This window comes from Marinobacter sp. (assembly GCF_041595835.1).
Classification (GTDB): Bacteria; Pseudomonadota; Gammaproteobacteria; order Pseudomonadales; family Oleiphilaceae; genus Marinobacter.
Genome location: NZ_JBFHJO010000038.1, coordinates 1 through 26,776, shown reverse-complemented (window position 1 = coordinate 26,776; position 26,776 = coordinate 1). Strand labels below are relative to the sequence as shown.

Genomic DNA, 26,776 nt, shown 5'->3' with positions numbered 1-26,776 from the left:
CTGCGCCCCGGTCTGGTACTCAATCACCCGTGTCTCAAAGAAGTTCTTCTCCTTCCGCATAGTGGCCTGCTCATCCAGCCAGGGGGATACGTTTTTCGCGCCCGGGAACGGTTCTTCCAGCCCTACGGCACGGGCTCTTCGGTTGGCCACAAAGCGGAATTGTTCGGTGTGGTATTCGGCGGAATAACCCAGAATGGGGTCACGCAGAATGTAGTTAGCGTAGTTGCTTTCGGCGGCTTCGGATTCGTCCCACATCTCGCGCACGGCCTTGGGGTCGAAGCTGATGTTTTCTTCTTCCAGTATCTGGTTCACCACTTTCAGGCCAAAAGCGAAGTGCATGGCTTCATCACGCAGGATGTACTGGAACTGTTCGCCGGTGCCGCGCATCAGGCCTCTGCGTTGCAAGGCAAAGATGGGGCTGAAGCCGTTGTAGAACCAGCAACCCTCAAACACGGCGGCAAAGAACAGGTACGACATGATGAATTCCTGCAAGTCGTCCTTGTTGCGCAGGTTCAGGTCGGAGCGCATTGCCGCATCCAGCCGGCGGTTGGCCATCTGGATTTTTGCGTTGATTTGCGGCACTACCCGGTAGCGGTTGTATATTTCACTCTGGTCCAGGTTCAGGGTTTCAATGCAGTGCTGGTAGGTCCAGGTGTGCAGTGCCTCTTCGTATACCTGGCGTGCCTGGTATATCTGTAACTCCGGCGCGGTCATTTTCTCCATCACCGCCAGGCCTATATTACGCATGGCCAGTATGTCGGAGGTGGTCAGATAGGCCACCACGTTTTCAAATACGTGCTTTTCCGCCGGGTTCAGGCGGTGGTGGTAGTCGTGAACGTCCTGCGCCATGTTCACGTCCAGCGGCGTCCAGTGGTTTTTGTTGGCGTTCATGAAGAACTCCCAGGCCCAGGGATACTTGAAGGGGGCCAACTGGTTTACGTCGGTTTCGCCATTGATTACACGTTTGTCGTCTACGTTTACCGGCGCCACGCTGCTGGGTGCAGCGGGCTGGCTTTCTGGTTTGGCTTCATCGTCCCAATTCAGCATGATTATGCCTCTCAGATCTATAGTAAGTGGTTACTGACATGCTTCACAGTCGGGTTCATCAATGCTGCAAACTTTAGGCTGTGGCGCGGCAATCGGGGCCGCTTGCTGGTTCACTCCGGTTGCTCCCAGTGAGCGCAGGTAATAGGTGGTTTTCAGGCCCCGTTCCCACGCCAGCTGATACAGCTCGTCCAGTTTTTTCCCGCTGGGTTCTGCCATGTAGAGGTTCAGGCTCTGGGCCTGGTCCAGCCATTTCTGGCGGCGGGCAGCGGCTTCCACCAGCCAACGGGCGTCTATCTCAAATGCTGTTGCGTAGCGGGATTTCAGCTCCGTGGGTATCCGTTCTATTTGCTGTACGCTGCCATCGTAGTATTTGAGGTCGTTCACCATCACGTTGTCCCACAGGCCTTCGGCCTTGAGGTCTCGCACCAGTGAGGGGTTCACCACGGTGAATTCGCCGGATAGGTTCGATTTCACAAACAGATTTTGGTATGCCGGTTCGATGGATTGCGACACGCCCACGATATTCGAGATAGTGGCGGTTGGCGCAATGGCCATTACGTTGCTGTTGCGCATGCCGTGTTTGGCGATAAGTTCGCGCACGGGTGCCCAGTCAAGATGGCTGTCGGTGTTCACGCTCAGGTCGCCTTCCCGGCGAGCACTTTTCAGCAGTTCAATGGAATCAATCGGCAGTATGCCCTGGCTCCACAGGGAGCCTTCGTAGCTTTCATACGCACCCCGCTCTTCCGCCAGCCGGGCGGATGCACGGATGGCAAAGTAGCTCAGTTGCTCCATGGCAATGTCTGCAAACTCCACCGCTTCGGGGCTGGTGTACGGCAGGCGCAGTGCGTACAGAGCATCCTGGAAGCCCATCAGCCCAAGGCCAACCGGGCGGTGCTTGAGGTTGGAGTTGCGGGCCTGGGGTACGGCATAGAAGTTGATGTCGATAACGTTGTCGAGCATGCGCACAGCGGTGTTTACGGTGCGCTCGAGGCGCTGTACATCCAGTTCGCCGTTAGCAATATGGGCCGCCAGGTTGACCGACCCCAGGTTGCACACCGCAATTTCTTCCGCGCTGGTGTTCAGGGTGATTTCGGTACACAGGTTAGAGCTGTGAACCACGCCTTTATGCTGCTGTGGCGAACGCAGGTTGCAGGGGTCTTTGAAGGTTATCCAGGGGTGGCCGGTTTCAAACAGTACGGTCAGCATTTTGCGCCACAACTGTTTGGCCGGAATGGTTTTGAACAGCTCGATCTTGCCTTCGGCCGCCAATGCTTCGTAGTGTTCGTAGCGCTCGCGGAATGCGTTGCCGTAGAGGTCATGCAGGTCCGGCACATCACTGGGGCTGAACAGGGTCCAGTCACGGTCCTGGCGCATGCGTTCGATCAGCAAATCCGGTACCCAGTTGGCGGTGTTCATGTCGTGGGTGCGGCGGCGTTCGTCTCCGGTGTTTTTACGCAGTTCCAGAAATTCTTCAATATCCAGGTGCCAGCTTTCCAGATAGGCACACACAGCGCCTTTTCGCTTACCCCCCTGGTTTACGGCAACCGCCGTATCATTCACTACCTTCAGGAATGGCACTACGCCCTGACTTTGGCCATTGGTGCCTTTAATACGAGACCCCAGAGCCCGTACGGGTGTCCAGTCATTGCCCAGACCACCGGCCCATTTGGACAACAGCGCATTGTCACGAATGGCGCCGTAGATCTCTTCCAGATCATCACCCACGGTGGTGAGGTAGCAAGACGACAACTGGGAGTGGCGGGTGCCGCTGTTGAACAACGTCGGCGTAGAGGCCATGTAATCGAAAGAGGACAGCAGGTTATAGAACTCAATAGCCCGGCTGTTGGGGTCGTCCTCACGCAGGGCCAGCCCCATGGCGACGCGCATGAAGAACACCTGGGGCAATTCCAGGCGGTCGCCTTTCCAGTGCAGGAAGTAACGGTCGTACAGGGTTTGCAGGCCGAGGAAGCCAAACTGCTGGTCACGCTCAGGCTTGATCGCCGCGCCTAACCGTTCAAGATCATACGCGGCCATGGCTTCATCCAGAAGCTCATACCGAATGCCTGTGTGGATAAACGTGCTCAGGGCCTGAGGATAAACTTCCGTGAGGCTCAAGCCGGTATTCAGGTTGAGCGCTGTGACACTTTCCAGGCGCAGTTGTTCCAACAACAAACGGGCCGTGACGGCGCTGTAGTCCGGTTCGCGCTCAATGCGGCCCCGGGCTGTCATAATCAGGGCGCTGAGTACTTCGGCTTCGTCGATACCGTTGTAGAGGTTATGAAGAGCCTCATCAACCAGGGTTTCGCCATCAATACCTTCCAGACCTTCTGCAGCCTGCTCTACCTGCCGTTTCATCAAGCCCAGGTCCAGCGGTACGATGCGGCCACTGGCTTGTTTTACAGTGAGGTGAGGATGAGCTTCTACAGGCTCTTGCAGGGCACGTTCGCGGGCGTGTTCTTCCCGGTACAGCACGTAAGCCCTGGCCACTTTCTGTTCTTCTGCGCGCATCAGGGCCAGTTCAACCTGATCCTGTATGTCTTCGATGTGTACCCGGCCGCCAGCTTTCAGGCGGCGGCCGATGGCTTGCACCACTTGCTCGGTAACGCGGTGCACGGCGTCGTTGATGCGGGCGGAGCCTGCAGCCTGATCGCCCTCAACGGCCAGGAAGGCTTTGGTAACGGCTACGCTGATTTTAGATGGGGTGAAACTGACCAGATTGCCGTTGCGTTTGATAACCTGCAAGGCTTCTGTATCGGATGGTGAGGCGGGCCGGGGTTCGGCCAGGGCTGTAGCAGACATACCGTTATCTCCTGAATACGCGTGAGTTCTATAACCTTCGCGTACGCAGGACAAACAAAGCATCAACCCATCAGGGGGGCTGCGTTGTGCCTTGTTCGTTGCTGCTCACCTTATAGTGCCAGATGCAGGCGCCTGAGTCGCGAAGGTGCAGTCGAGTTGTTTTCTTCGTGGCGATAGAAAACAACACATCTCTGGCAGGTCTTCGGACTCAGGAGCATGAACCTCAAGGTTCGGCCTTGCGTGGCGACTTCCCGGCTGTTGCCAGTGTCTTTATGCCACGCTCGTTCTCCAATACCGCTGCGCGTCAGTTCCGGATTCTCACCGGATTCCCGGCTACCTTGTTTTCGATGTGTGCTGAAAAAGCATCAAACACTACATCTGGTAGCTAGCCAGAGACAGGGAAACTATATACATGAGTTCATCCAGAAACAAGGCGATTGGCAATCGCCGGAATTTAACCGGTAACCAGGAGGGGCACCAGCAAGCGTCAGAGGGAGGGAAAACCCGGCAAAATATAGCCTGGTTCAGCAGTGATTTCAGGTTGAACTTCGCCCCGTTCTGCTAACCGCAGATAGGCTGCATCAAAGGCCTCTTTAAGTTGCTGTGCCTCTGGAGTAGCACGTGAGAATAACCAGGCCCCTCTGCGGGTGCGAATCTCAGACTCGCGAATTAAGGAGTCAGAAGAGCGGCTAAATACTTCACGCACCGGTTGGTGGTAATCAAGCAGGTAATGCCCCCGCCCGCGCTTCAGCATATCAATGGCAGAACGGCGGTTGGGTGCTTCGGTAATACGAATATCACCCTGCTGTTCCAGCCACTCCCGAAAGCCCCCATAGGTAAAGCCGTTAATCAAAATCAACGTCTTACCCCGAAAATCATCCATGTGATTAACCGGTGTGGTGCCTTCGAGATACCACGCGCTCAGTATCATTGAAATCAGATTTATTTCACTTTCCAGCACCACACTGCTCAGCACAGGTACACCAGAAAACCCCAGGGCCAGATCGACCGATCCTGTCTTTAAGTAAAGGTAAGTACGGCCTACAGGAAGATAGAGGAACTCAAGTTTGTAACCGGCTTCTTGAGCAACCTTTTCGGTTATTCTGATGATCGGGCCTTCCGGAAGCCCGAACTCGTTCCGGAAAGTGACGGGGGGAAATTCCATATAAGCAACCCGAAGGGTGCGGGCTTGTTGTTCCCCGGGCAGCGAACTGTCCGCAAAGGCAGTGCCAGAAAAAATCCCCATGCAAAGTAAACCCGCTAGCAGGCAAGCCAGCCGGGGTAATACTCTGAAGGCGTGGAGAAGACTGCGCATAGCGACCATTTTTTGTTGTCTGTCTCTGCTGAAGCGTAGCAGATAGATAACGTCCATGCGCAACCATGCACGCAAAAACCGCTAGAAGGCGTGAGTGACCATATACAGCCCAACGCCGCCCATCACCGCAGTGTATGGGAATGCCATGATGACCATCTTGCCATATGACAAGCGTATCAGGGGTGCGATAGCAGACGTCAGCAGGAACAGAAACGCAGCCTGGCCATTCGGCGTCGCAACGCTTGGCAGGTTCGTTCCGGTATTAATCGCAACAGCGAGTGTCTGGAAATGGTCGTAGCTGATGCTGCCATTATCCAGCGCTTGTTTCACCTCACTGATGTAAACCGTTGCCACAAACACATTGTCACTGATCATGGACAGCAAGCCATTTGCAATGAAGAACATCCCCGGCTGCTGGCCTTCTGGCAGGCTCAGAACGTGATCAATAATGGGCTTGAACAAGTGCTGCTCGTGAATCACCGCAACAACGGCAAAAAACACCACCAACAGAGAGGTAAATGGCAGGGATTCCTGGAAAGCTTTACCAATTTTGTGTTCATCAATCACGCCGGTGAATGACGTGATGAGGATAATGACCAAGAGGCCTATCAAACCCACTTCGGCAATATGGAAAGCCAGGCCGAGTACCAGAATAACAGCGGCTGCAGCCTGAACCCACAGGGCGGCCTTGTCTGACTTGGTGCGGCTTGTACGCTCATTTTCAGCAAACTCTTCCAAAACCTGCCGCACAGGCTTGGGCAACCGGCCGCCGTAACCAAACCAGCGCAGTTTCTCCAATGCCCAGCAGGTAAACAAACCGGCGATTAACACCGGAATGCTCACCGGTGCCATGTGCAAAAAGAAACTCACAAAATCCCAGCCGACAACTTTGGCAATCAACAGGTTTTGTGGCTCCCCCACCATGGTGGCGACACCACCCAGAGCAGTACCAATAGCGCCGTGCATTAACAGGCTGCGCAGGAAAGCGCGGAAATTCTCAAGGTCTTCCCGGTGCAGTTCAACCACATCTGCATCGCTGCTGGCGTTGTGGTCTTTCTGCTGGTATCCCTTACCAGACGCTACTTTGTGATAAACGGAATAGAAACCTACCGCCACGCTAATGATAACGGCAGTCACCGTAAGTGCATCGAGGAAAGCCGACAGGAGTGCTGCCGCACCACAGAACAACAGGGACAAGGCCGATTTAGAGCGCACTCCTACCAAGATCTGAGTGAACACGACAAGCAGCAACTCTTTCATAAAGTAGATGCCGGCCACCATGAACATCAGCAGCAGAATCACCGGGAAGTTAGTTAATACTTCGTTGTAAACCGCATCTGAAGTTGTCAGGCCAATCAATAAGGACTCTATTGCCAGAAGCCCCCCGGGCAACAATGGGTAGCACTTCAATGCCATCGCAAGGGTGAAGATAAACTCGGCAATCAGCAACCAGCCCGCGACACCTGGCCCGAATACGTACATAACAACCGGATTGGCCAGTAAAAACAGCACAATCACCTGCTTATACCAGGTAGGTGCGTTGCCGAGAAAGTTGTTCGTAAAGCCAGAAAGTATGGAATTAGGCATTGCTGGTTTCTTCTGAAAGTGGAGGCGAAGGAAGAATGCAACAAACATGCGGTTTCTTCCTTGAGATATATTCATAGGCTAACGGACCTGAGGTGAAACAAGGGTCCGCAGTTAAACGTATAGCAACGGATTGTATTTACCCCAAACCAAGCGCCCGGCGAATTCTACTCCGTTATCCGGCATTTCAAAACCAGGTCCGGAGAAGGGCCTTCCAGATTTCTGAAACCCACCTTCCGAAATCACAAATTCTATTCATCCCTATAATTGCGCATCCTTTACTGAAGCAATCACAACAAAAGTAGCTTCAGGAGTGTTCATGACCACTAATCCATACGGAGCCTGGCTGGGAAAACAAGAAACCAGCTATGACGACCTCCCCTGTGTTTTGGTAAAACGAATTGCCGCTACCATGGGCGTTTCAGCCCCAGATAATGGTGATCCTCTTCCTCATCTTTGGCACTGGGCATTTTTTCAGGAACCCGTTATTGAGGACCTTACAGGCCCTGACGGACACCCGGCCTTAGGGCAATTTATGCCTCCGGTAGATGGCCGCAATCGCATGTGGGCCGGCGGCAGGCTGTCATTTTTATCGCCATTACTCGTTGGCCAACCCGCCGAGCGGCGCTCTGAAGTAAAAAATATTGTTGAAAAACAGGGGAAGTCCGGCTCATTGGTGTTTGTAACCGTTAGTCACCAATACTGGCAAAACGGCACACTCTGTATTGATGAAGAACAAGATATCGTATACCGCGCGCCCAGCGCGCCCCGACTGAGTGCCGAAGGAGCCATACCTGAGCTCAACTGGCAAGAATCCGTACAACCTTCTTCGGTAATGCTGTTCCGGTACTCGGCCGTAACCTTCAACAGCCACCGCATTCATTACGACTACCCCTATGTTACTGACACAGAGGGCTATCCCAATCTCGTGGTACACGGTCCGCTGATTGCGACGATGCTGCTTCACAGTTTCATTCGCAATAACCCGCAAAAAGAACCCAAAAAGTTTGAATTCCGCGGTGTTCGACCGTTGATTCAAGGCACCCGGTTCAACCTGGGTGGGTTCACCCACTCAACAAACCAGTACGACCTTTTGGCATTCAATCAAGACGGCCCGGCCCACCAGGCACGAGTAACCTTTTAAGGAGAAACCGAAGATGTTCCAGAATGACGAATCTATTGAAGCCATCCGGGAAGGTGTTCGTGGCTTATGTGCGAATTACGGTGCGGACTACTGGCGGCAACTTGATGAAGAAAAGGGATTTCCCGAAGCGTTCGTTGACGAAATGACCCAGGCCGGCTGGCTGGCTGCCATGATCCCGGAAGAGTATGGCGGGTCTGGCCTGGGCCTGACCGAGGCCTCCGTTATCCTGGAAGAAGTTAACCGCTGTGGCGGTAACTCCGGGACCATTCACGGGCAAATGTACAACATGTTCACCCTGCTGCGTCACGGAAGTGACGAGCAAAAGCAGTACTACCTGCCAAAGCTGGCGTCAGGCGAATTACGCCTGCAATCCATGGGCGTGACTGAACCCACAACCGGCACAGACACCACCAAAATTAAAACGACAGCTGTCCGCAAAGGCGACAAGTACGTTATTAATGGGCAAAAGGTGTGGATCTCCCGAATCCAGCACTCAGACCTGATGATTCTGCTTGCCCGAACGACCCCGATTCAGGAAGTCACCAAGAAGTCCCTTGGCATGTCTATTTTCCTTGTTGATCTGCATAAAGCAATTGGCAATGGCCTGACCGTTCAGCCGATCAGCAACATGGTGAATCATGAAACCAACGAGCTGTTCTTCGATAACCTGGAAATTCCTGCCGACTCCATCATTGGCGAAGAAGGCATGGGCTTCCGTTACATCCTGGACGGTTTGAATGCTGAACGGACGCTGATCGCCGCTGAATGTATTGGTGATGGCCGCTGGTTCATTGAAAAAGCAACGAAGTATGCCCGGGAACGCGAAGTGTTCGGCCGCCCAATTGGTAAAAATCAGGGCATCCAGTTCCCGATTGCCCAGTCTCACATTGATGTGGAAGCAGCCGACCTCATGCGCTGGAAAGCCTGCTGGCAATACGACAACGGCCAGAATGCCGGTGCCAACGCCAATATGGCCAAATACCTTGCAGCAGAAGCTTCCTGGAAAGCAGCCAATGCCTGCCTGCAAACCCACGGCGGCTTCGGCTTCGCAAACGAATACGATGTAGAGCGCAAGTTCCGTGAGACTCGCCTCTATCAGGTTGCACCCATTTCCACCAACCTGATTTTGTCCTACGTCGCAGAACACCTTCTGGAACTGCCTCGTTCATTCTGAGGCTAATCCTGAAAACGGAGTACACCATGGATCATCACTCTCACGCACGAAGACCTCTGGACGGTATTCGTGTAATCAGCCTTGAGCACGCCATTGCCGCGCCTTTCTGCTCCCGGCAGCTGGCCGACCTCGGCGCCCGGGTCATTAAGGTTGAACGGCCCGGTACCGGCGATTTTGCGCGTAACTATGACGAACGTGTCGACGGCTTAGCATCCCACTTCGTCTGGACCAATCGCTCCAAGAAGAGCCTGTGTCTCAACCTCAAAGAGCCTGCCGCTAAGGACGTGCTTCTGACACTGCTGCAGGACACCGATGTTCTTATACAGAACCTTGCTCCAGGTGCCGCGGCACGTATGGGGCTGTCCTATGAGGAATTGACCGAGCGTTTCCCTGAGTTGATTGTATGCAACATCTCAGGGTACGGAGAGGATGGCCCCTACCGAGATAAGAAAGCTTACGATCTGCTGATCCAGAGTGAGTCCGGTTTTCTATCCACAACCGGTTTTCCGGGAGATGACGGCATGGCCAAGGCAGGGTGCTCCATTGCTGACATCGCGGCCGGCATGTATGCCTATACAAACATTCTGTCAGCATTGATTCTTCGTCAGCAAACGGGGCGCGGTTCAAAAATCGACGTTTCTATGCTCGAAAGCCTCGTAGAGTGGATGGGATACCCTATGTACTACGCCTATAAGGGCGCAGAACCGCCGCCACGCGCGGGGGCCTCCCATGCCACCATTTACCCCTATGGCCCGTTTCCTTCAGGGGATGGCAAATCTGTCATGCTTGGCCTCCAGAACGAAAGGGAATGGGCGTCATTCTGTCAGCAGACTCTCCAAATGCCCGAGTTGGCAGACGACCCGAGATTTGCGAGCAACTCGAATCGCTCAGCCAATCGTGCAGAGCTAAGGGCAATTATCTGCAGTGTTTTCGGAAAGTTGACGTCGGAGCAGGTCATCCAGCGACTTGATAACGCCAAAATAGCCAATGCCCACGTCAACGACATGAGCGCAGTGTGGTCCCATCCCCAGCTTGAAGCCCGGGGGCGTTGGACCGAGGTCGTCAGCCCTGAAGGAACTATTCCGGCATTGCTGCCACCAGGCAGAAGCAACGGCTTCACACCGGTGATGGATCCGGTGCCGGGTCTTGGCCAGCATACAGAATCCATTCTTACTGGGCTGGGCTTCACTCAGGAAGACATTCGGGGCTTTAAAGAACAGAAAATCATCTAAAAAGGAAACGCCCGATGACTGAAGATTATCTGAGATCCTTTCTTTTCGTCCCGGCTACACGGCCGGACCGGATAGCTAAAGCTCTGGCAAGTGGTGCAGATACGATCATTGTAGATCTCGAAGACGCTGTGCCCCTGGAAGCAAAAGACAGCGCCCGCGCATCCCTTGCGGAATATCTGAAGACGAACCCGGATGCGCTCGTTATGGTCCGGATCAACGGTGCCGATTCAGCGCAATATCAGGCTGATATCGCATTGTGCAAAAATGCAGCCAACATCACTGGTGTGATGCTGCCTAAAGCTGCCGACCGCTCTGATATCGAGTATGTCTCAGAAGCAACCGGTAAGCCGGTTTGGCCCCTGATAGAGTCGGCAGCAGGCATTGCCTCCCTGCCAACATTGGTTAAAGCCTCCGGGATTGCCCGGCTTAGCATTGGAGCCCTTGATCTGGCTTCAGATCTCAGCCTTGCCTCCAACACCCCCGGTGCTGAAACAGTTCTGGATTACTGCAAGTGCCAATTGGTGATTCATTCCCGTGCGGCAGGGCTAGCAGCCCCAGTCGAAACAGTTGTTCCGGTTATCGACAATCCGGAATACATCAGCAAAGTAGCCACCAAAGCCAACGAAATGGGCTTTCGGGGAATGCTGGCGATTCATCCACGACAGCTGCCCGAAATTCATCAGGCGTTTACTCCTGACCCTGAACAGGTTCTATGGGCAGAACGAGTTCTGGAAGGCGCTGATCAGTTTGGCGCAGTCTTCCAGCTTGATGGCAAGATGATCGACGCACCCGTGATTCAGGAAGCAAAAAGCATTCTTGCCCGGGCAGATCTGACATGATGAAGTTGCTACCCGACAACCCGTTCATTGCCTTATTAGGTGCCCGATTGCTGGAGTGGAAGCCTGGCTATTGTGAATGGCAGCTACGGATAAGACCTGAATTTATGAATACTCGGGAAGGGCTTCATGGCGGCGCCACGGCGACACTTTTGGATGTCGCCTGCGCCTATAGCGGGTTCTACCCGGAAAACGGACACCTGAACTGCCGGGCGTCTACCCTCTCCCTGACAACCCAGTACCTGTCCCCTGTCCAGGGCGACCTGGTGACGGCACGAGGTTGGCTTACAGGAGGCGGGCAGAAAATCTATTTCGCAGATGCTGAGCTTTTGGAGGGCGATAAAGTCGTCGCAAAAGCTTCCGGAAACTTCCGCCGTTATTTCGTTGACTAAACACTTTTAACGCCCCGTCACAACAGGCCGGGATGGCTCTGATACCCAGTCGCTCCATGATCCTGCATAGAGTCGTGGGAGCGGCAATCCCGCAACCGCATAGGCCAGGATATTGTGGCAAGCTGCAACCCCACCACCACAATAAGAAACCATGTTCGGATGAACCGGCAGCTCCTCCCTCAGCAATTCAGCAGCTTTAAAGGTTCCATCGTCCTCTAGATTTTGGCCCGCGGGACGACAGATGGCTCCCGGAATGTGTCCTGCAACGCTATCCAACGGCTCATGCTCTCCAGTAAAACGTATCTCACTACGCCCATCCAACAGCAGCAGGTCTGTTTCCCGCTCTTCTATATGCCCGGCATCAACCGAAGCATGGTTCGTTACACTCCACTCAGACCCGCTTCTTGCCGGCAGGCAACCCATAGCGTTATCCGGATCACTCGAAACCAGCGTACCAACAGTATATTTCCAGGCTGTTAGCCCACCATCCAACACAGATACCTTTGCATGCCCCATCCAGCAGTAAAGCATCCACCAAGCTCTCGCCGCAGCCAAACGCCCACCAGCATCATCAAGCACCACAACCGAGTGTTCGGTGGAAACACCTAAACCCGCAAGGTTCTCCGCAAATTTCCACGGATCAGGAAGTGGAAATCGCCCTCCAGGCAAGGCTTTGTCTGCCAATACCGTGTGAAGGTCCAAAAAAACGCTACCAGCGATATGGCTTTCAGCCCACGCGTTACGGCCATACTCAGAGTCTGTAAGGCTCGCTCGGCAATCCAGAACACTCACTGGCTGATCAGAAGCTAATAATCGGTCCAGTTCACGTGCGGTTATCAGAAATGATCGATGTTCAGTATCCATAAATGAGCATCCGGTTTAGACGTATTAAGGATAAAACTCTTAAACGCACGTTATAGATAAAAAAAAGCCCGGGATGGGCCCCGGGCATAAAGCAGCAGATCACGCTATTAACTACTAACCGCCACAGGTTCCTGTTTACGGATAACTTGAGCACCTACAATAACCAGTGCCAGTATTATTCCGGCAATATCCGTTGCGGTTCCACCGGCCATCATGGCTAACCCGGCAATCATCGCACCGATTCTCCAGGGGCCCGTTAAAGCTCCTCTGAGCCAGCCCTGAACAGCTGCAGACAACAAGTAAATGCCGATGGAAGCCGTGACAATTACCCGAACAATTTCAGGCCAATCACCCTGCATCAGAATCGACGGGCTATAGAAAAACAAAAACGGTACTACAAACGCAGCCAGTCCGAACTTGAATGATGTCATCGAAGTCCTCAGCGGATCCGTATTCGCAATGGCTGCAGCCGCATAGGAGGCCAATGCAACCGGCGGCGTAATAGCCGAGATCACCGCGTAATAAAACACAAAAAAGTGAGCAACGAGTGGATCAATACCAATCTTCTGCAGGCCTGGAGCGATCACCGATGCAGCGACAGCATACGCCGCGGTCGTTGGCATCCCCATGCCCAGCAAGATGCTGAGAAACATGGCAAAAATCAAAGCCAGAAAGTGACTGTTATCAGCAACTACAAGCAACATAGAAGCAAAACGCGCTCCTACCCCGGTCAATGCAATAACTCCAACGACAAGACCGGCGCACGCGCACACGGCAACCAGGGGAATCACCATTCTGGCAGCCAGAACCAAGGCCTCCAGAATAGCTCTTGGTCCCATCCAATGAGGTGTCAGCCATGAAACAACCGCAGCAGCCACAAGAGACAGAGTCCCAGCTCTGATCACGGAATAACCCATAAACAAGGTAGAAATCAGAACAATGATTGGCAGGAACAGGTAAATCCTTGCCAACAAAGGCTGCAGGCGGGGCAATTCATCCGCGCGCATACCCCGCATACCGTTTTTCTGAGCTTCTAAGTCAACCATGAAGTAGATAGACAGGAAGTACATGATCGCCGGGATAATGGCTGCAATAGCGATGTCTGAATACGCAATACCGGTTACTTCCGCCATGATGAAAGCACCGGCTCCCATAATCGGCGGAGCAATCTGGCCACCGGTCGATGCTGCGGCTTCGATAGAGCCAGCGCTGCGCGCATTGTATCCAACACGCTTCATCAATGGGATGGTCAGGCTTCCGGTGGAAACCACATTCCCGGCTGAAGTCCCGTTAATCATGCCCATCAGGCCAGAAGCAAACACTGCCACCTTGGCGGGGCCACCTCTGGACCGGCCCGCCATAGCGAACGCAAAGTTAACAAAATATTCGCCGACTTTTGAACGCTGCAAGAACGCCGCAAATGCAATGAATAAAACGATATAGGTAGACGACACCGCAACAGTCGGGCCCAAAATACCATTATCGGTATACAAGTAGCTAAAGAATCGTGCGGAGGTATATCCCTGATGCTCAAAAATACCCGGGAGCCAAGGCCCTATAAAAGCATAACCGATAAACACAGCCGTAATAGCAACCAGAGCCAAACCCGCAACACGTCGCGTCAGCTCCAGAATCAACAGAACACCTACAGCAGAAAAAACCAGGTCCAGCTCACCAACCATCGACGTGCCAGCCATCATGCGCCAGCGCGTCAATGACGCGAGGATATAGACAGCTACCGCAACGGCGATCAGGCCAAGGCCAACATCCGAGCCATTCAAGGAATATCTCCGGCCCCGACACAAATAACTGCAAACCATGTTCGCTGCCAGCGCAATCCAGGTAATGACGCCAAGTTGCTCGGTTAGGAATGCAAAGGTTTTATCGCTTATTCCAAACGCATCCTGGTATGAAATCGCCAGGACTCCAGCCAATACCCCTGCCGCAATAAGCGTCGATACAAACGAGGCCAGTCTTAACCCCTTTGAGGGAAGATCGGTGTTAAACCGAGAAGAAGAACCGATTAAAAGAAAACCAATCAGCAACCCCACTGACACGTGAATAATACGATAGGTCCATGTCTCAACGGGCTCAATATTTAATGCGTATAGATGGAAACCAATATAAGCAACACAGAGAAAGAAAAGCAGAAATCCAGGTAGGCCTTTCAGTTGCCGCTCGTTACTCGCGTAATTCACCTCATCTACCGATGAAGCATCGATCATACCTGTTTCCTGCTCTAAGCCTCTGAGGCCTTGAGTGGTTTTTCCTGTCATAACAGCACCTTGTCTTTATTTTGATGCTTTACTTAATAACAGTCCGCACCATAAGCACGGACTGTTGTTAACCAATTACCCTTCAAGATGATCCGGAATATCGTAGCCATTCTCCTCAAACCAACGAACAGCCCCGGGATGGAAAGGAATCATTTTGTTGTGCTTTACGTTTTCCGGAAGCGTTTCGGCGGCGGAGCTGTGGGCTCCACGCAACTCTTCATTATTTTCCATCACGGTTTTAACGATTTCATAAACCAGGGACTCAGGCATATCTTTATGGGTAATCGCAAAATTCCAGAGCGCAACCGTCGGGAATCCGTCAGGCACACTGGCGTAGGCGCCAGCCGGAATTTCTGACCTGGAGAATTCCGGATAAGCCGCCATAATCGAATCAATCTGCTCTGGTGAAAAAGAGAAGATATTCACCTCGGCCTGAGCCTCAAGTTGACTGAAGGCCGCAATCGGAATCCCCGCGCCAAACGCCAAAGCATCAAGCAGGCCATCCTGCACCTGACCAGCCTGGTCACCGCCTCCGCCTTCACGAGGAGTTACATTCACACCCACAAGCTCGAAAAGCCTGGGGAAATACTGCTGGTTTGTTCCACCGGCAGGGCCAACACCAACCACATTCCCTTCAAGATCATCTACCGAGCTAATGCCAGACTTTTTCAAGGCAATGATATTCAGAGCAGTCTGATACATGGGAAACATTGCACGGACATCTTCATGTTTCTCCCCGGGTAACAGAGGATTTTTACCTTCAAGCGCCTGTCTGGCCGGCCCGGTGGTCACCAAACCAAAGTCATAGGAACCAGCCTGAACCATTGCAATGTTTTGAACTGGCCCTCCGGATATTTCTGCACCTATCTGCAGGCCAAGTTCTTGGTTGACCATATTGGCCCAACTGGATCCGTAGATGTAGTATGTTCCACCCTGACTTGCAGTACCCAAAGTCAGGCTGGAAGGCCAGTCACTGCGATCACCGGCCATAGCCAGAGGAGACGAAAGGGCTAATGCCGCTGAAGCAGTCAAGATTTTCAGCATTTTCATATTGATTCACCGTTCTTGTTGTTTACTAACGTATCGGCCTGCCCCATCCCTCCTTGGGCGACAGCCAGAAACCGACTCGTTGCTGAACTTACAGGTTGCCTAATAGGAGGCGTTTACGGAATCACGTTTTATCTAATCCCCCTTTCGGCTCTGTTTAACCCACACTCGATGAAGGTCTAAAAGGTCCAAAACACAACCCTTAAAGTGCTAAAATCTGGTTCGGCGATAAAGCTCGCTAACACTCAAAGGATTCGCTCTCATGCATTTCGACATCCCTGACCTCAGGCTTTTTATCCATGTTTCAGAAGCCGGAAGTCTGACCAGCGGCGCACGCCGTGCCAGTCTCTCAACAGCGGCCGCAAGCACTCGCATCAAATCGCTGGAAGGACAACTGGGGAGTCGATTGTTTTATCGTGCAAGCCAAGGGGTCGAGTTAACACCCGCAGGTCGACAGCTCCTTAAACATGCCAGAGCCATCATGCGCCAGGTTGAATTCGTCAAAGCTGACTTTTCTGAATACAGTAATGGCGAGAGCGGCCACATCAGGATATTTGCCAATACAACCGCTGTAACCGATTTCATGCCCGAGGTATTGGCCGATTTTCTCAAAACTCGCGCCGGTATCACCATCGATCTTCAGGAAAAACTAACCAATGATATCTTCCGCGGTGTTCTTGATGGAGCCGCTGACCTTGGCGTTACGTCGGGCGACATTGAGATAAAAGGACTGGAGGTCATTCCTTTCAGTCAGGACCACCTTGTTGTTGTGACTCGCAGCGGGCATCCATTGGTCGGATCAGCACCTGTGGATTTCAAAGACACCCTATCCTACCCACATATTGGCCTCCATGAAGGCAGCACACTCACTCAGTTTTTAAAAAGTGAAGTTGCAAGACTTGGTGAACGGGCCGCAATCCGAATGCAGGTATATGGCTTTGAGCAGGCCTGCCGAATGATAGAGGCCGGCGTAGGCATCGGGATACTTCCCGAATCAAGCGCCAAACGCTACCAACAGACTATGCGGCTAGACATCGTTGCTCTCACCGATGCATGGGCCTCGCGCGAACGCTCTGTTATCGTCCGTGAGCTTGAATCACTCCCAGAAGCCGGCAAAGCTCTTATTCGCTCAATTCAGGCATACCATCAGACTTGAGGCCTGCCTGCGGCTTAAGGTTTTCTGAGCAAATCAACCCGCATTGGAGATTTCAGTACTGCCTTGCCGGAGTCATCGGCATAAACGTTGTACTGCTCTCTAACGGCAGCCAATGTTTCGGAACTTAGCTGGTGATTCGTGTGCGTTACATTAATCATTTTGCTCTCAAATTCAGAGCAACTTCTGAACACCCGGGGCAGCTCGAAAAAATGCTGACCTACCAATTCAAACATGCCACTTTCAACGGCCTTCCGAACAGCCAAAAAGGCAGCCTCTCGCACCTCTTTCTCGTCGTGAAAAATCCTGAGAACCTCATTAAAGTTACCGGCATAGATCGGTTCAGAGATGTAGGCCAACCCTCCAGAGCGCAATACTCTTTTTATTTCACGTAACGCGGTTCCAAGTTCATCTAAAGGGACGTGATGCAGCGACTTGAACATCAACACAATGTCCGCGCTGGCATCTGGCGCAGGAATTGACTGTGCCCCGGCTTCAACAAATCGAACATTGGTCAGGTCAGTGACACTGAGGTTTTTCTTATGCTGTACCGAATCAACTTCACAGGCCAGTATCGATTCAGGCGCGTAGTTTTCAGCGATGGAGCGGGTAAGAATCGCCGGGCCACATCCCAGCTCAATAATACTAGCACCTTCTAAAGGAAGAAGTTTTTCGTAAAGCTCTGCCTCTTTGCGAACAGAGCAAGTATTCTCTGACTTTAAATTCATATCATCCTAATCCCTAAAAAGATCTGGCAGTACTTAGGAGTTGAAATATAACCCTACATTCTCCGCATCTCTCAGGCTCCAAATCCTGCTTATAATCTGTCCTGCTTCACTGTCAGTTGCCGCGCCGGAAAACGCGACGAGACGACGGAATTTTTCTTCCAGTTCACTGCGATCCAGAGTGTTGCCAGGGTCTCCTTTAGGATCATCAACCGAGCCCTCGAACTGCTCACCAGACAAAGTGGTCACCTCCACTCGCCCCAACCACTTTCTTGGGTAGGCGCCGTCTACTGAAGCATCCAGCACCATGTTCACTTTGTTGCGGAAATTTGAAACTTTCGGGTCCTGCAGCGCTTTATTCTGGAACTCTGTGAGCCCGGCATTACCGTGCACAGCAATTAACCCCAGCACCGTACCCATCGAAAACTTTGCCTGATGAATGGTTTCGGGAACGTCAACCATGCCGAGTACATCTATCGCAGCTTGGTGCACGCGTGCGGTGACCGCCACGATATCATCAGCCGTAAGCCCGCGCTCCTTGATCACTTTAAGCAATGCATCCGCAGCCGGATGAGTATGGCGACAAGACGCATGGAATTTAAAAGAGGTCTCTTCCAGTGCCCAGCGACTGCCAAGCGAGTCATTCAGGCAGGCTGCATTGGCGTCACTAGACATCCCCGCTGCCATACCCTGAGGCCCTTCCAGAATTTGTTGGGCGCCGGTCAAGCCATCAGCGGTCATATATGCGGCAAGCAGACCATCCGCAGCGGCTTTAGCTGTATGAAGCTGTTTGGAATCTGCAGCATCGCGCAGGAATTCCCAAAGACCAGAAGCCTGAGTACCAGCAGAACCAAGTAAGTTTACCAACTGCGTTTGATTAAACTTCATCAGCTTGCCAACAGCGACAGCTGCGGCCAGTGTGCCAACGGTTCCCGTGGTGTGAAATACCGTATAATGAGAGCGCCCTAGAAATTCCCCAATACGAATTCCGGCCTCATAGCCTGCAACCGCAGCCGTTATAAAATCCCTACCGCTCGATTGAAGATCCTGAGCTGCCGCCAGCAAGGCTGGAAATACCACGGTCGCTGGATGCAGCACGGAGCTGTTATGCAAATCATCCTGCTCAACCACATGAGATGCCGCGCCGTTTACAAAAGCTGCAAACCACGGGGACGACGTTTCCCTATTGGTCAATATCTCACTAGAACCCTGTTTCGGGCCCATTTGCTTCGCGTAATTTTCGAACAGTGGTATTGGAGAATATCCTTTTCCAGCAAGGGCAGACCCGAACCAGTCAAGATAAAGATCCTCACAGCGTGCCACCACCCTCTCCGGGACATCTTCATAACCCAGGTCTGCCACAAATCTCATCAAATTATGGGTAGGACTACTCATCGACCACTCCTCTGAATATGGCTAACCGCAGCTAAGCAGACAGCTCAGCAAAACGCGGAAATATTTTTGATGTTTTTCCTGAAGACTAAGGATGCAGAGTATGAGGAGGTTAGAGAATTCAATTTTATGGAAGGTGGTATTTGGTTTAGCTGAAAGCCTCCGAACGTTTCAATGGCCGGATAAACGTCACACCCAACGAAAACAGGCCACCGGCGATTGCTCCGAAAAGGTGAGCATTTGCGTAAACAGGACCATGAAGCCACGCATCAAGATAGGCCGGGTCATACCATATGGATTGTTCCCAGCCTAAACGAATCACCACTGCAACCAGAATTCCTGTAGTCAACACGGGTTCCCGGTGCCATCCCTGCACCAATCCGGCGACCAAAAGGGTATAAATGACACCAGAAAAGCCTGCGTAACCGGATAACTCAGGGTCCGTAATCAGAATCAGAAGACTGGTAAAAACAGAGCCAAGAAACACCAGGCTCCAGAGGTGCCTGGCAGTCCAACAACGAAGAAAGCTGCTCCAGACCACAACAAGGCTGGCCAGGTTCATGGCCATGTGCCATGGCGTCAGATGCACGAAATGAGCAGTCAGTAGCCGCCAGAGCTGCCACTCCCGGACAGCATATCTTTGGTATTCCAGCCACTCAAATGCCCAGGGGTGCATCCATTCCATTGCCATGATCAACATCAGTAATGGCAGCAGGAACTGAAGCACCTGTTTGTTTACGAATCCCTGCATCAGTTGTCACTGAAGTTGCAGCAGCGGAAAAGGGCGCCTCCGGCCACGGGGTTTCCGTAACCATCTCCTTTGAATGTATCCCCAGGTAGCTTCACCAACTCGCAAAGCGCATCTATATCCAGCAATACACACTCCCGCCCTTTAATGCTCAGGACGCCAGCGTTCCGGAAGCGGGAAATAATACGGGAAAGGGTTTCGGGCTCGATACTCAACTGACGAGCCAGCATTCCTTGAGAAAGCGGCAGCTTCAGCCAAAGCCGCCCCTGATCCCGGAAAAGGTCTGCCAGATACAGCACCAGGCGCTGACTTGCGTTGCTCACCGTAAGTCGGTCAATACGGTTTACCGCCTGGTATAACCGCTCCGATATCATAGCCAGTATGTAGCGGGCAAAATCCGGGTCACGACGGACCAGCGTCAGAAGATGCTGAGCTTTCAGCCTCAGCAATTTGCAGTCCTGCAAAGAAACGGCGGCCAAAGGCGCGAGACCGGACTCACTGACAACCACGCTCTCAGCAATCATGTCACCCTCCCCGACGATCTGAAAAACCTTTACATGCCCCTCAAAGGCAAGCCGGTACAACTGCATCTGCCCCTTCCGCACCAGGTAATAGTGTTTTAACGGGTCACCCGGCTGAAACAGATGCTCAGACCGGGCTAAAGATACCGTTTCACAGCCTTCAAGCAGATCTTCAATCTGCCTGTTCGATAGCTGAGAAAACAGCCTGCATTGGCGCACTTCCAAAACCACCTGTGGATTCATATGTCTGTTCATTGACAATTGTCATCGGTAAATGTGAATCATTCTCATCATAATACACACACTGCTCTCATCCCGAAATAGAACCATGAGATCTATAGCAATCCGATTACCTGGAGATTCTGAATGGAATATTTAATGTTGGTGACGGTGCATTTGCTTTGCGCCGTTCTCTTCATTGGCATTGTCGCTTTCGAGGTGTTGTTTCTGGAGCGTATCCGTGCCCACTTACCAGACCAGATGATGGCACTGGTGGAGGAAGGAATTCATACACGGGCCCGCAAGTTCATGCCATTGGTCGTCGGACTGTTGTTCCTCAGTGGCTTGGGGCTACTTACACGAATACATCTGGCCGGCTGGTTCCCGCCGTTCAACAGCACATTCTCGACACTTCTTACCATAAAGATTCTGCTGGCCATCAGCGTACTCGTTCACTTTATCACTGCGATACGGGCATCCCTGTGTAACTGCATGACCTCCCGTCGATTCCGGATTACACACTACAGTGTCTTCGCCCACATGGTATTCATCGTAATACTCGCTAAAGCCATGTTTTTTCTGAGATAAGCATGTGAAGAAATCAATGTCCTATCGCGCCACTCTCATGGCCTCACTGCTCTTCGGTCCGGTTACGGTCTATCCGGAAGAAATTCCCGGTGCCATCCAGCTTCCTGAGATCATCGTGGAATCCAACAGGTCCAGCGATGACTGGAACAAGGAAGAACTGAGAGAACAAATCGAGCAGGTGCCCGGCGGCACAAATCTGATTGATCTCAAAGAGTTCCGCGGCAGCCAGGGCTCCGTGGCCCGGGTTCTGGAAGCTGAGCCAGGAATTGTGGTTCAGGAGTTCTTCGGTGGTAACGATCAACCTCGAATCAACATCCGTGGCTCAGGCATTCAGGATAATCCGGTGAGCCGTGGGATTCTGCTGATGGCAGACGGGCAACCCCTGAATCAAGCTGACGGCTCCTTTATTATTGGCCTGATTGATCCTGAACATAGTCGGTTCATCACTGCCTATCGTGGTGCCAATGCGCTGATGCAGGGATCAACAACCCTTGGCGGTGCTATTGATTTCCATCAACGCAGTGCATTCAACAGCCCGGAAAACGCAATCCAGCTTGAAGCAGGCTCTTTTGGCCTTGGCAGGTTCGGAATGGAACTGAACCGCAGGAAAGGTGCCTGGGACTGGCATTTGCAATCCAGCCATACGCAAAGCGATGGGTGGCGTGACCACAGCGACGCCCGGCGTTCCAATCTTGCCCTGAACCTGGGCTGGAACAGTGACAGTATTGAGAACCGGACTTACCTGAACTGGGTCGATAACCGCTTTGATGTTCCTTTCCTGCTCAGCAAGGAGCGCAGTCTGTCTGACCCTGAATCGGTACTGGGGGATTACGCCCCCCCTTTCGACCTGTTTATGAATGTAGAGGTGCGGGACCCATACCGTGATACGCAGCAATGGCGTCTTGCCAACCAGACAACCTGGTGGCACGGGAGCAACCGACACCAGGTTGGCATGGTAGGAGATTGGGTAGACGACAGTTTCCGAAACCCTGCGGTGCAGACGAATACCGATGCCAGCAATATTGTGGTCGACTACCGGTTTGACAGCAGCATCAACCTAACTCCCCTGGGTCATTCAGACGTGAGCCTGTTTGCTCAGGCGAATCACGGTGAATTGCCCCGCCAGTACTTCAGTGTTGACCCGGGCACGGGTCAACTGCTGGCAGCCTTCGCCGATGCAGACTTAGAGGCTGATAACGCTACCTTGACAGCAGAACTGCAACAGCAACTGGCTACCGACTGGCATCTTCTGGTTGCACTGCAACTGGCGCATCATCAGCGCGAAATAAAGGATCGACTCACCCCGGGCCTCCTCGACAGCCAGTTCGAATACACGGCTTTCAACCCAAGGATCGGTTTGAATTTTAATGCCCGTCCGGGACAGCGTTTCTTCGCGAACCTTAGCCGTTCATCAGAAGCACCTACCTTCTGGCAGTTGGCCATTTCAAGCCCCAATCCCAATGACCCGCTCAATGCGCACCTGCAGATCAATGACCTGAAGTTACAGACCGCCACTACCGTAGAGCTGGGCATGATGCAGGAAGGAGATACTCTGAGCTGGCAACTGGCCTGGTATTACTCCTGGGTGAAGGATGAGCTGATTTCTGAAGTGCAGGATTTTGCCATTGACGGTACCACGGTGAACTACGACCACCGTACCGTTCACCAGGGCGTGGAACTGGGCCTGAACGCACGCGCAAATCCCGGCCTTTTCTCACATGACCAACTTACAGGCAGGGCAATCTACACCTGGAGCGATTTCCGTTTTGATGGCGGTCGCTATGACGGTAACCGGATTGCGGGCATCCCGGTACACCTTTTGTTTACCGAGCTGGAGTACTTTCCTGTCCCGGAGTTCGGGCTCAGCCTGGATCTCCGGTGGCAACCGGAAGACACCCATGTCGATCATGCCAATGCCGGGCTTCAGCAGGATCAGTACACCCTTCTCGGCGCCAAATTCAGTTGGCGTCCCAAAGCCGGGTTAGACCTGTATCTGGAACTGGACAACCTGACTGACGAAACCTACCAGACAGCTTATGTGGTTCGGGGCTTCTCCCCTGATGACCCCAATGTCCCAACCTTCATCCCCGGCCCTGCCCGCAGCATCCACGCAGGACTGCGGCTGCACTGGTAAACGAGAAACTGGAGTACATACCATGTTACCAAGATTAATCCTGGCCCTGATTGTATGTCCGTTACTGGCCGAAGCCAGCACAGAAATGCCCTTGAACGGGCGCTATCTTGGCCAGTACCGCATCGTCATGTGGGGATGCCCGGGTGCTTGCAATGCCGATGCCGCAACCCGGTTGGGCGAAGGTATCCGGGACGTTGCCTGGACCTGGGACTTCGATGAGGGCTGGGTCAGCATGGAAGGCACCGCCCTGACCGTGGGCTTTCCGTATGAGGTACAAGACCTGGGCAACGAATCCGACACACATAACCGGGCCCAGGTAACCTACCTTGGCGACAATCGCTACCGGGTGGATCACGGCTTCCAGATCTACAACCCCAATGTTGGCAATCCACGTACCGAAACCCTGACCGTGTTCGAGATAACCGAGTCTGACAGCGGGCTTGCCATGATTACACTGGATCACGAAGTCGATGGCCTCGCCGACGGAATTCCAGGCACTCAGATTCATGGCGTTTTCCCGATGACAGTCCAGCCACAGATGGACGGCTGGGCCTTGCCGGACAACAACGATACCAGTGGCGATGGCCTCAGCGACGCACTCAAACTTCAGTTAGGCCTCAACCCGAGGTTGCAGGACACAGATAACGATGGCCTGCCGGATATTGATGAACTCGGAAGCCTGGGGGCGGAGGCACCCGCAGACAGCGATAACGACGGGCTTATTGATGCCCTGGAACCCGGAGACAGCGCCCTGGACCCACAGCGGCTGGCAGGACTGGCGCTTCTGGGTACGGTGCCAGGGCTTAGCACTGGCAGCGAGCCCCTGGCAGGGGAAGTCATATCGGTCACGACCCTCACTCCCTGGAGGTTTGTTCAGGCCAGCACCGACCTTATGGTTCAGGACACAGAGAACGAACAGGCCAGCGAAGACAGGGATGCCACACTGGGCGCGCCCGGTCTGAAATATTCTTATGGCCGTATACGGTTGGCCCTGGAGCCAGCCTCCAACGCTGTCGCCACCGACTCTGCCACGCTGAGCATAACCACTCCCCAACCCTTACCCACAAATGATGAACTGCTGGTGTATCTCCAGACAAACAGGAATGAACCGGACAGTTTCAAATTACTGCCCTCCTCATCGTGGCAGCGACAAGACGACAACACCCTGGTCTTGACGATTGGCCTGGACAGCGAATGGAACCTCGCGACTACAGGCAGCAGCCGCATTGAACTGACCGTCGCTCCCACCAGGAACAGCCTGGGAGGTATCGAACGGTCCGGTGGCGCAGCATTCTGGATTCCCATGGCATTAACGATCTCCACACTAATGAGAATGATTCGCATCCGTTGATAATAGTCATTAAGGTTTAATTGATCACTATGACATGCTGGGCACACTCCGGGAAAACCCAGGGGTAGCAAGCAGGAAATCGCCCTAACGGGCTCCAATCTTGAGGAGAAAAACATGTCTATGAAACGTATGTTCATTGCTCTGATGCTCAGCCTTCCAATGGTCGCTACCGCAGGTACGCCCGGCCTGACCGGGACCCACCAGGGATATTACGACCTGAAAGTAAGAACCAATACCGGTCTGGCGATGGCTGAGAGTTACCAGAGCTATCCGTGGGAGTTCAACTTCGATACCGGCACAGCCAGTTTTTCCGAAGGTTATATCGTCAGCCCGCTATCGCTGATCCCACTCAAGTATAAGGCCCATCCACCCATTTACCTTCAAGATAACGGTGATGGCACCTACACCGCCAGTTATACATTCCAGGCCTTCAACCCACTCTACGGCAACCCCCAGGCGGCTACCACGACAACGTTTGAAATCACCCAGACAGCCAGTGGGCTCAGCATTGAAACCCTGGATTCTGATGGAGATGGCGTTCCCGGCGAAACCATTCACGGTGTCTTTCCCTACGACATTGAACAGGACTGGAGGGGAACCACCAACTAATCCGGACAGCCGTCCAGCTTCGGTTGGACGGCAGTTGTATAAGCCTGAAATCCGACAAGGACTCAATATGAAACAGAAAATCATCTTCCCGGCAATGATCATGGCCGGGCTGCTGCCCTCAATATCACAGGCTCAGGCGATTGAACCGTCTGGAACTCCACACCTCACCGGTCAATATACGGGCCACCACCGTCTGACCATGAACACCATTGACCCGGCAGCCATGGCCGCACTCACACTGCCGACAACCGAACTCGACGGTGTCGAGTACATTGTGCTTGGCCAGAGCATTGGCACGCCACTATGGCATTGGGATTTTGATGCGGGCACCGTCACCTGGGGTGGCGATACACTGTTTGCCATGAAGATGGTCACCACCACCTATCAACCATACAATCAGAGTGCGATACCAGAGAAAACCGATGACCAGGTACTGAACATTGAAAATCTTGAAGAAATTACAGTTCCTGTAACGGACAACGGTGACGGTACCTATACCGTGGATTATGCCCAGAAAATTCACCTGCCGATGGCCGGATTTCCCATCGGTGCTACCAGCACCACCTTCCGAATCGAAAAAAGGGATGACGGCACTCTCTCCATCAAAACCATCGATAACGAGACCGATGGCAATGGAGAAGACGGGGTCCCTGGCACTCGTATCGCTGGAGTCTTTCCTTATGTTGTTCAGCCACAATTTGATGCTGAGGTGATGTACCCGGAACCGGGCACCGACAGCAATGGCGATGGCATAACAGATCTTCAGGCTTCTCTGTTAGGGCTGTCCGCAGACCTTCTGGATAGCGATGGCGACAACATCAGCGATGCCGACGAACTAGGGTGGTTGGTGCGACCAATGGACACAGATGCTGACGGGGTTCCCGATATCACAGAGAAAGGAGCCGCAGGTAGTGACAATAGTATTCTGTCCCGACTCAGCATCACTGATCAGTCGACACTGACATTCACGTCAACCGATAGCCTTGCCTTCCAGGCTACCGCCTTTGCCGAATATCAGCACGAACTATCAGCAGGCCAAACCCTCGAAGGAGAACTTTTGCCAGAGACTGACCCGGAGGGTAATGCCATGACTTTCTTTCAGTTGGCCTTCACCACCGATGCCATGGCTATTATGAATAAGGGTCTCGAAACCTTGAGCTATGATTTATGGTTCGAAGGAGGCCGGCCCACAGAACTTCATCTCTGGGAAAAAACCATAACGATGAATTTCGATATGGAGACCGGAAGCACATCAGAAACAGTGAGCTACACACCCCTGGCTCTCAATCCTGATAACTCGAGTCCGAATAAAGTCACTGTTGAACTCAGTCACACGATGGCAAGTTCAACCCGCAAGCAACTGATATTAGGCATGACGCTCCCGGAACCCACCAATGACGGGAATGGTAATGACGGCGAAACCGACGATACAACAGAGCCCGGGGATAGTTCAGATGGAGGTTCTGGCGAAAGTTCAGGAGGAAGTACCGGATGGCTCGGCCTGGCTGCGCTGATCGCATTGATCGGTAGAACTCGCAAGACCCGCCGCATGTCGAAAGGTACTCAGATGTAATTCAGGCTCTATGCTATAAAAAAGCCTCCTGCTAAGTTGAGAATAGCAGGAGG

At 52.9% G+C, this 26,776-nt stretch carries 22 protein-coding genes and 1 riboswitch; of the genes, 11 read left to right on the top strand and 11 right to left on the bottom strand.

Features of this window, described 5'->3' with window-relative positions:
• From ABYA77_RS11695 to nhaB, 4 genes are all read right to left on the bottom strand, one after another.
• Positions 1 to 1,047, bottom strand: a 1,047-nt coding sequence (locus ABYA77_RS11695) for a ribonucleotide-diphosphate reductase subunit beta (RefSeq protein WP_372966156.1), incomplete at its 3' end; no start/stop codon positions are given.
• Between the two features lie 30 nt (positions 1,048 to 1,077).
• Positions 1,078 to 3,846: a ribonucleoside-diphosphate reductase subunit alpha gene (locus ABYA77_RS11690; RefSeq protein WP_372966155.1), complete on the bottom strand. Its 2,769-nt coding sequence runs from the start codon at positions 3,844 to 3,846 to the stop codon at positions 1,078 to 1,080.
• A 175-nt stretch (positions 3,847 to 4,021) separates the two neighbouring features.
• Positions 4,022 to 4,231: riboswitch (cobalamin riboswitch) on the bottom strand.
• Between the two features lie 102 nt (positions 4,232 to 4,333).
• Positions 4,334 to 5,218 carry a substrate-binding periplasmic protein gene (locus ABYA77_RS11685; protein ID WP_372966154.1) on the bottom strand — a complete coding sequence of 295 codons (885 nt, stop codon included), beginning with the start codon at positions 5,216 to 5,218 and terminating at the stop codon, positions 4,334 to 4,336.
• Between the two features lie 24 nt (positions 5,219 to 5,242).
• Positions 5,243 to 6,748: a sodium/proton antiporter NhaB gene (gene nhaB / locus ABYA77_RS11680; protein WP_372966153.1), complete on the bottom strand. Its 1,506-nt coding sequence runs from the start codon at positions 6,746 to 6,748 to the stop codon at positions 5,243 to 5,245.
• Positions 6,749 to 7,064: 316 nt separating this feature from the next.
• Here nhaB and ABYA77_RS11675 point away from each other — a divergent pair, with 316 nt between their 5' ends.
• From ABYA77_RS11675 to ABYA77_RS11655, 5 genes are read left to right on the top strand one after another with little or no spacing between them, the layout of a single operon-like run.
• A complete protein-coding gene (locus tag ABYA77_RS11675) occupies positions 7,065 to 7,889 on the top strand; it encodes a MaoC family dehydratase N-terminal domain-containing protein (RefSeq protein WP_372966152.1) in 825 nt (274 codons plus the stop codon).
• 13 nt (positions 7,890 to 7,902) lie between these two features.
• Positions 7,903 to 9,063 carry an acyl-CoA dehydrogenase family protein gene (locus tag ABYA77_RS11670; RefSeq protein WP_372966151.1) on the top strand — a complete coding sequence of 387 codons (1,161 nt, stop codon included), beginning with the start codon at positions 7,903 to 7,905 and terminating at the stop codon, positions 9,061 to 9,063.
• Between the two features lie 26 nt (positions 9,064 to 9,089).
• The gene (locus ABYA77_RS11665; protein ID WP_372966150.1) at positions 9,090 to 10,295 is read left to right on the top strand and encodes a CaiB/BaiF CoA transferase family protein; all 1,206 of its coding nucleotides are present in this window, start codon (positions 9,090 to 9,092) and stop codon (positions 10,293 to 10,295) included.
• A 14-nt stretch (positions 10,296 to 10,309) separates the two neighbouring features.
• Entirely contained in the window at positions 10,310 to 11,134 is an 825-nt protein-coding gene (locus ABYA77_RS11660; protein ID WP_372966149.1) for a CoA ester lyase, read from the top strand.
• Positions 11,131 to 11,523, top strand: a complete 393-nt coding sequence (locus tag ABYA77_RS11655) for a PaaI family thioesterase (protein ID WP_372966148.1) — start codon at positions 11,131 to 11,133, stop codon at positions 11,521 to 11,523. Before ABYA77_RS11660 ends, ABYA77_RS11655 begins: the two co-directional genes overlap by 4 nt.
• Before the next feature lie 6 nt (positions 11,524 to 11,529).
• On the opposite strand, the gene ABYA77_RS11650 is transcribed toward ABYA77_RS11655, so the two are convergent.
• The 3 genes from ABYA77_RS11650 to ABYA77_RS11640 all read right to left on the bottom strand — a co-directional run bounded on the left by ABYA77_RS11650 (position 11,530) and on the right by ABYA77_RS11640 (position 15,713).
• On the bottom strand, positions 11,530 to 12,387 hold the full coding sequence (locus tag ABYA77_RS11650; RefSeq protein ID WP_372966147.1) for a sulfurtransferase: 858 nt from the start codon (positions 12,385 to 12,387) through the stop codon (positions 11,530 to 11,532).
• 107 nt (positions 12,388 to 12,494) lie between these two features.
• Entirely contained in the window at positions 12,495 to 14,663 is a 2,169-nt protein-coding gene (locus ABYA77_RS11645; RefSeq protein WP_372966146.1) for a TRAP transporter permease, read from the bottom strand.
• Positions 14,664 to 14,738: 75 nt separating this feature from the next.
• On the bottom strand, positions 14,739 to 15,713 hold the full coding sequence (locus ABYA77_RS11640) for a TAXI family TRAP transporter solute-binding subunit (protein ID WP_372966145.1): 975 nt from the start codon (positions 15,711 to 15,713) through the stop codon (positions 14,739 to 14,741).
• 259 nt (positions 15,714 to 15,972) lie between these two features.
• Between ABYA77_RS11640 and ABYA77_RS11635 the strand changes: the two genes are divergently transcribed.
• Positions 15,973 to 16,866, top strand: coding sequence for a LysR family transcriptional regulator (locus ABYA77_RS11635; protein ID WP_372966144.1), 894 nt, complete (start codon positions 15,973 to 15,975; stop codon positions 16,864 to 16,866).
• A gap of 14 nt (positions 16,867 to 16,880) precedes the next feature.
• Here ABYA77_RS11635 and ABYA77_RS11630 read toward each other — a convergent pair whose 3' ends face one another.
• The 4 genes from ABYA77_RS11630 to ABYA77_RS11615 form a co-directional block, all read right to left on the bottom strand.
• On the bottom strand, positions 16,881 to 17,591 hold the full coding sequence (locus ABYA77_RS11630) for a class I SAM-dependent methyltransferase (protein ID WP_372966143.1): 711 nt from the start codon (positions 17,589 to 17,591) through the stop codon (positions 16,881 to 16,883).
• A 33-nt stretch (positions 17,592 to 17,624) separates the two neighbouring features.
• Positions 17,625 to 18,983, bottom strand: a complete 1,359-nt coding sequence (locus ABYA77_RS11625) for an MmgE/PrpD family protein (protein ID WP_372966142.1) — start codon at positions 18,981 to 18,983, stop codon at positions 17,625 to 17,627.
• 145 nt (positions 18,984 to 19,128) lie between these two features.
• The gene (gene rrtA / locus ABYA77_RS11620; RefSeq protein WP_372966141.1) at positions 19,129 to 19,731 is read right to left on the bottom strand and encodes a rhombosortase; all 603 of its coding nucleotides are present in this window, start codon (positions 19,729 to 19,731) and stop codon (positions 19,129 to 19,131) included.
• Positions 19,731 to 20,504 carry a Crp/Fnr family transcriptional regulator gene (locus ABYA77_RS11615; RefSeq protein ID WP_372966140.1) on the bottom strand — a complete coding sequence of 258 codons (774 nt, stop codon included), beginning with the start codon at positions 20,502 to 20,504 and terminating at the stop codon, positions 19,731 to 19,733. Before ABYA77_RS11615 ends, rrtA begins: the two co-directional genes overlap by 1 nt.
• 111 nt (positions 20,505 to 20,615) lie before the next feature.
• On the opposite strand from ABYA77_RS11615, the gene ABYA77_RS11610 reads away from it, so the two are divergent.
• The 5 genes from ABYA77_RS11610 (at position 20,616) to ABYA77_RS11590 (ending at position 26,723) form a co-directional block, all read left to right on the top strand.
• Complete coding sequence (locus tag ABYA77_RS11610; RefSeq protein ID WP_372966139.1) at positions 20,616 to 21,056, top strand: hypothetical protein; 441 nt, start codon at positions 20,616 to 20,618, stop codon at positions 21,054 to 21,056.
• A 16-nt stretch (positions 21,057 to 21,072) separates the two neighbouring features.
• Positions 21,073 to 23,190 carry a TonB-dependent receptor family protein gene (locus ABYA77_RS11605; RefSeq protein WP_372966138.1) on the top strand — a complete coding sequence of 706 codons (2,118 nt, stop codon included), beginning with the start codon at positions 21,073 to 21,075 and terminating at the stop codon, positions 23,188 to 23,190.
• Between the two features lie 22 nt (positions 23,191 to 23,212).
• Positions 23,213 to 24,541 carry a hypothetical protein gene (locus tag ABYA77_RS11600; RefSeq protein WP_372966137.1) on the top strand — a complete coding sequence of 443 codons (1,329 nt, stop codon included), beginning with the start codon at positions 23,213 to 23,215 and terminating at the stop codon, positions 24,539 to 24,541.
• A gap of 114 nt (positions 24,542 to 24,655) precedes the next feature.
• Positions 24,656 to 25,150: a hypothetical protein gene (locus tag ABYA77_RS11595; RefSeq protein WP_372966136.1), complete on the top strand. Its 495-nt coding sequence runs from the start codon at positions 24,656 to 24,658 to the stop codon at positions 25,148 to 25,150.
• Positions 25,151 to 25,217: 67 nt separating this feature from the next.
• Positions 25,218 to 26,723 (top strand): GlyGly-CTERM sorting domain-containing protein, encoded by a 1,506-nt coding sequence (locus ABYA77_RS11590; RefSeq protein WP_372966135.1) that lies wholly within the window; start codon positions 25,218 to 25,220, stop codon positions 26,721 to 26,723.
• Positions 26,724 to 26,776 lie beyond the last annotated feature (53 nt).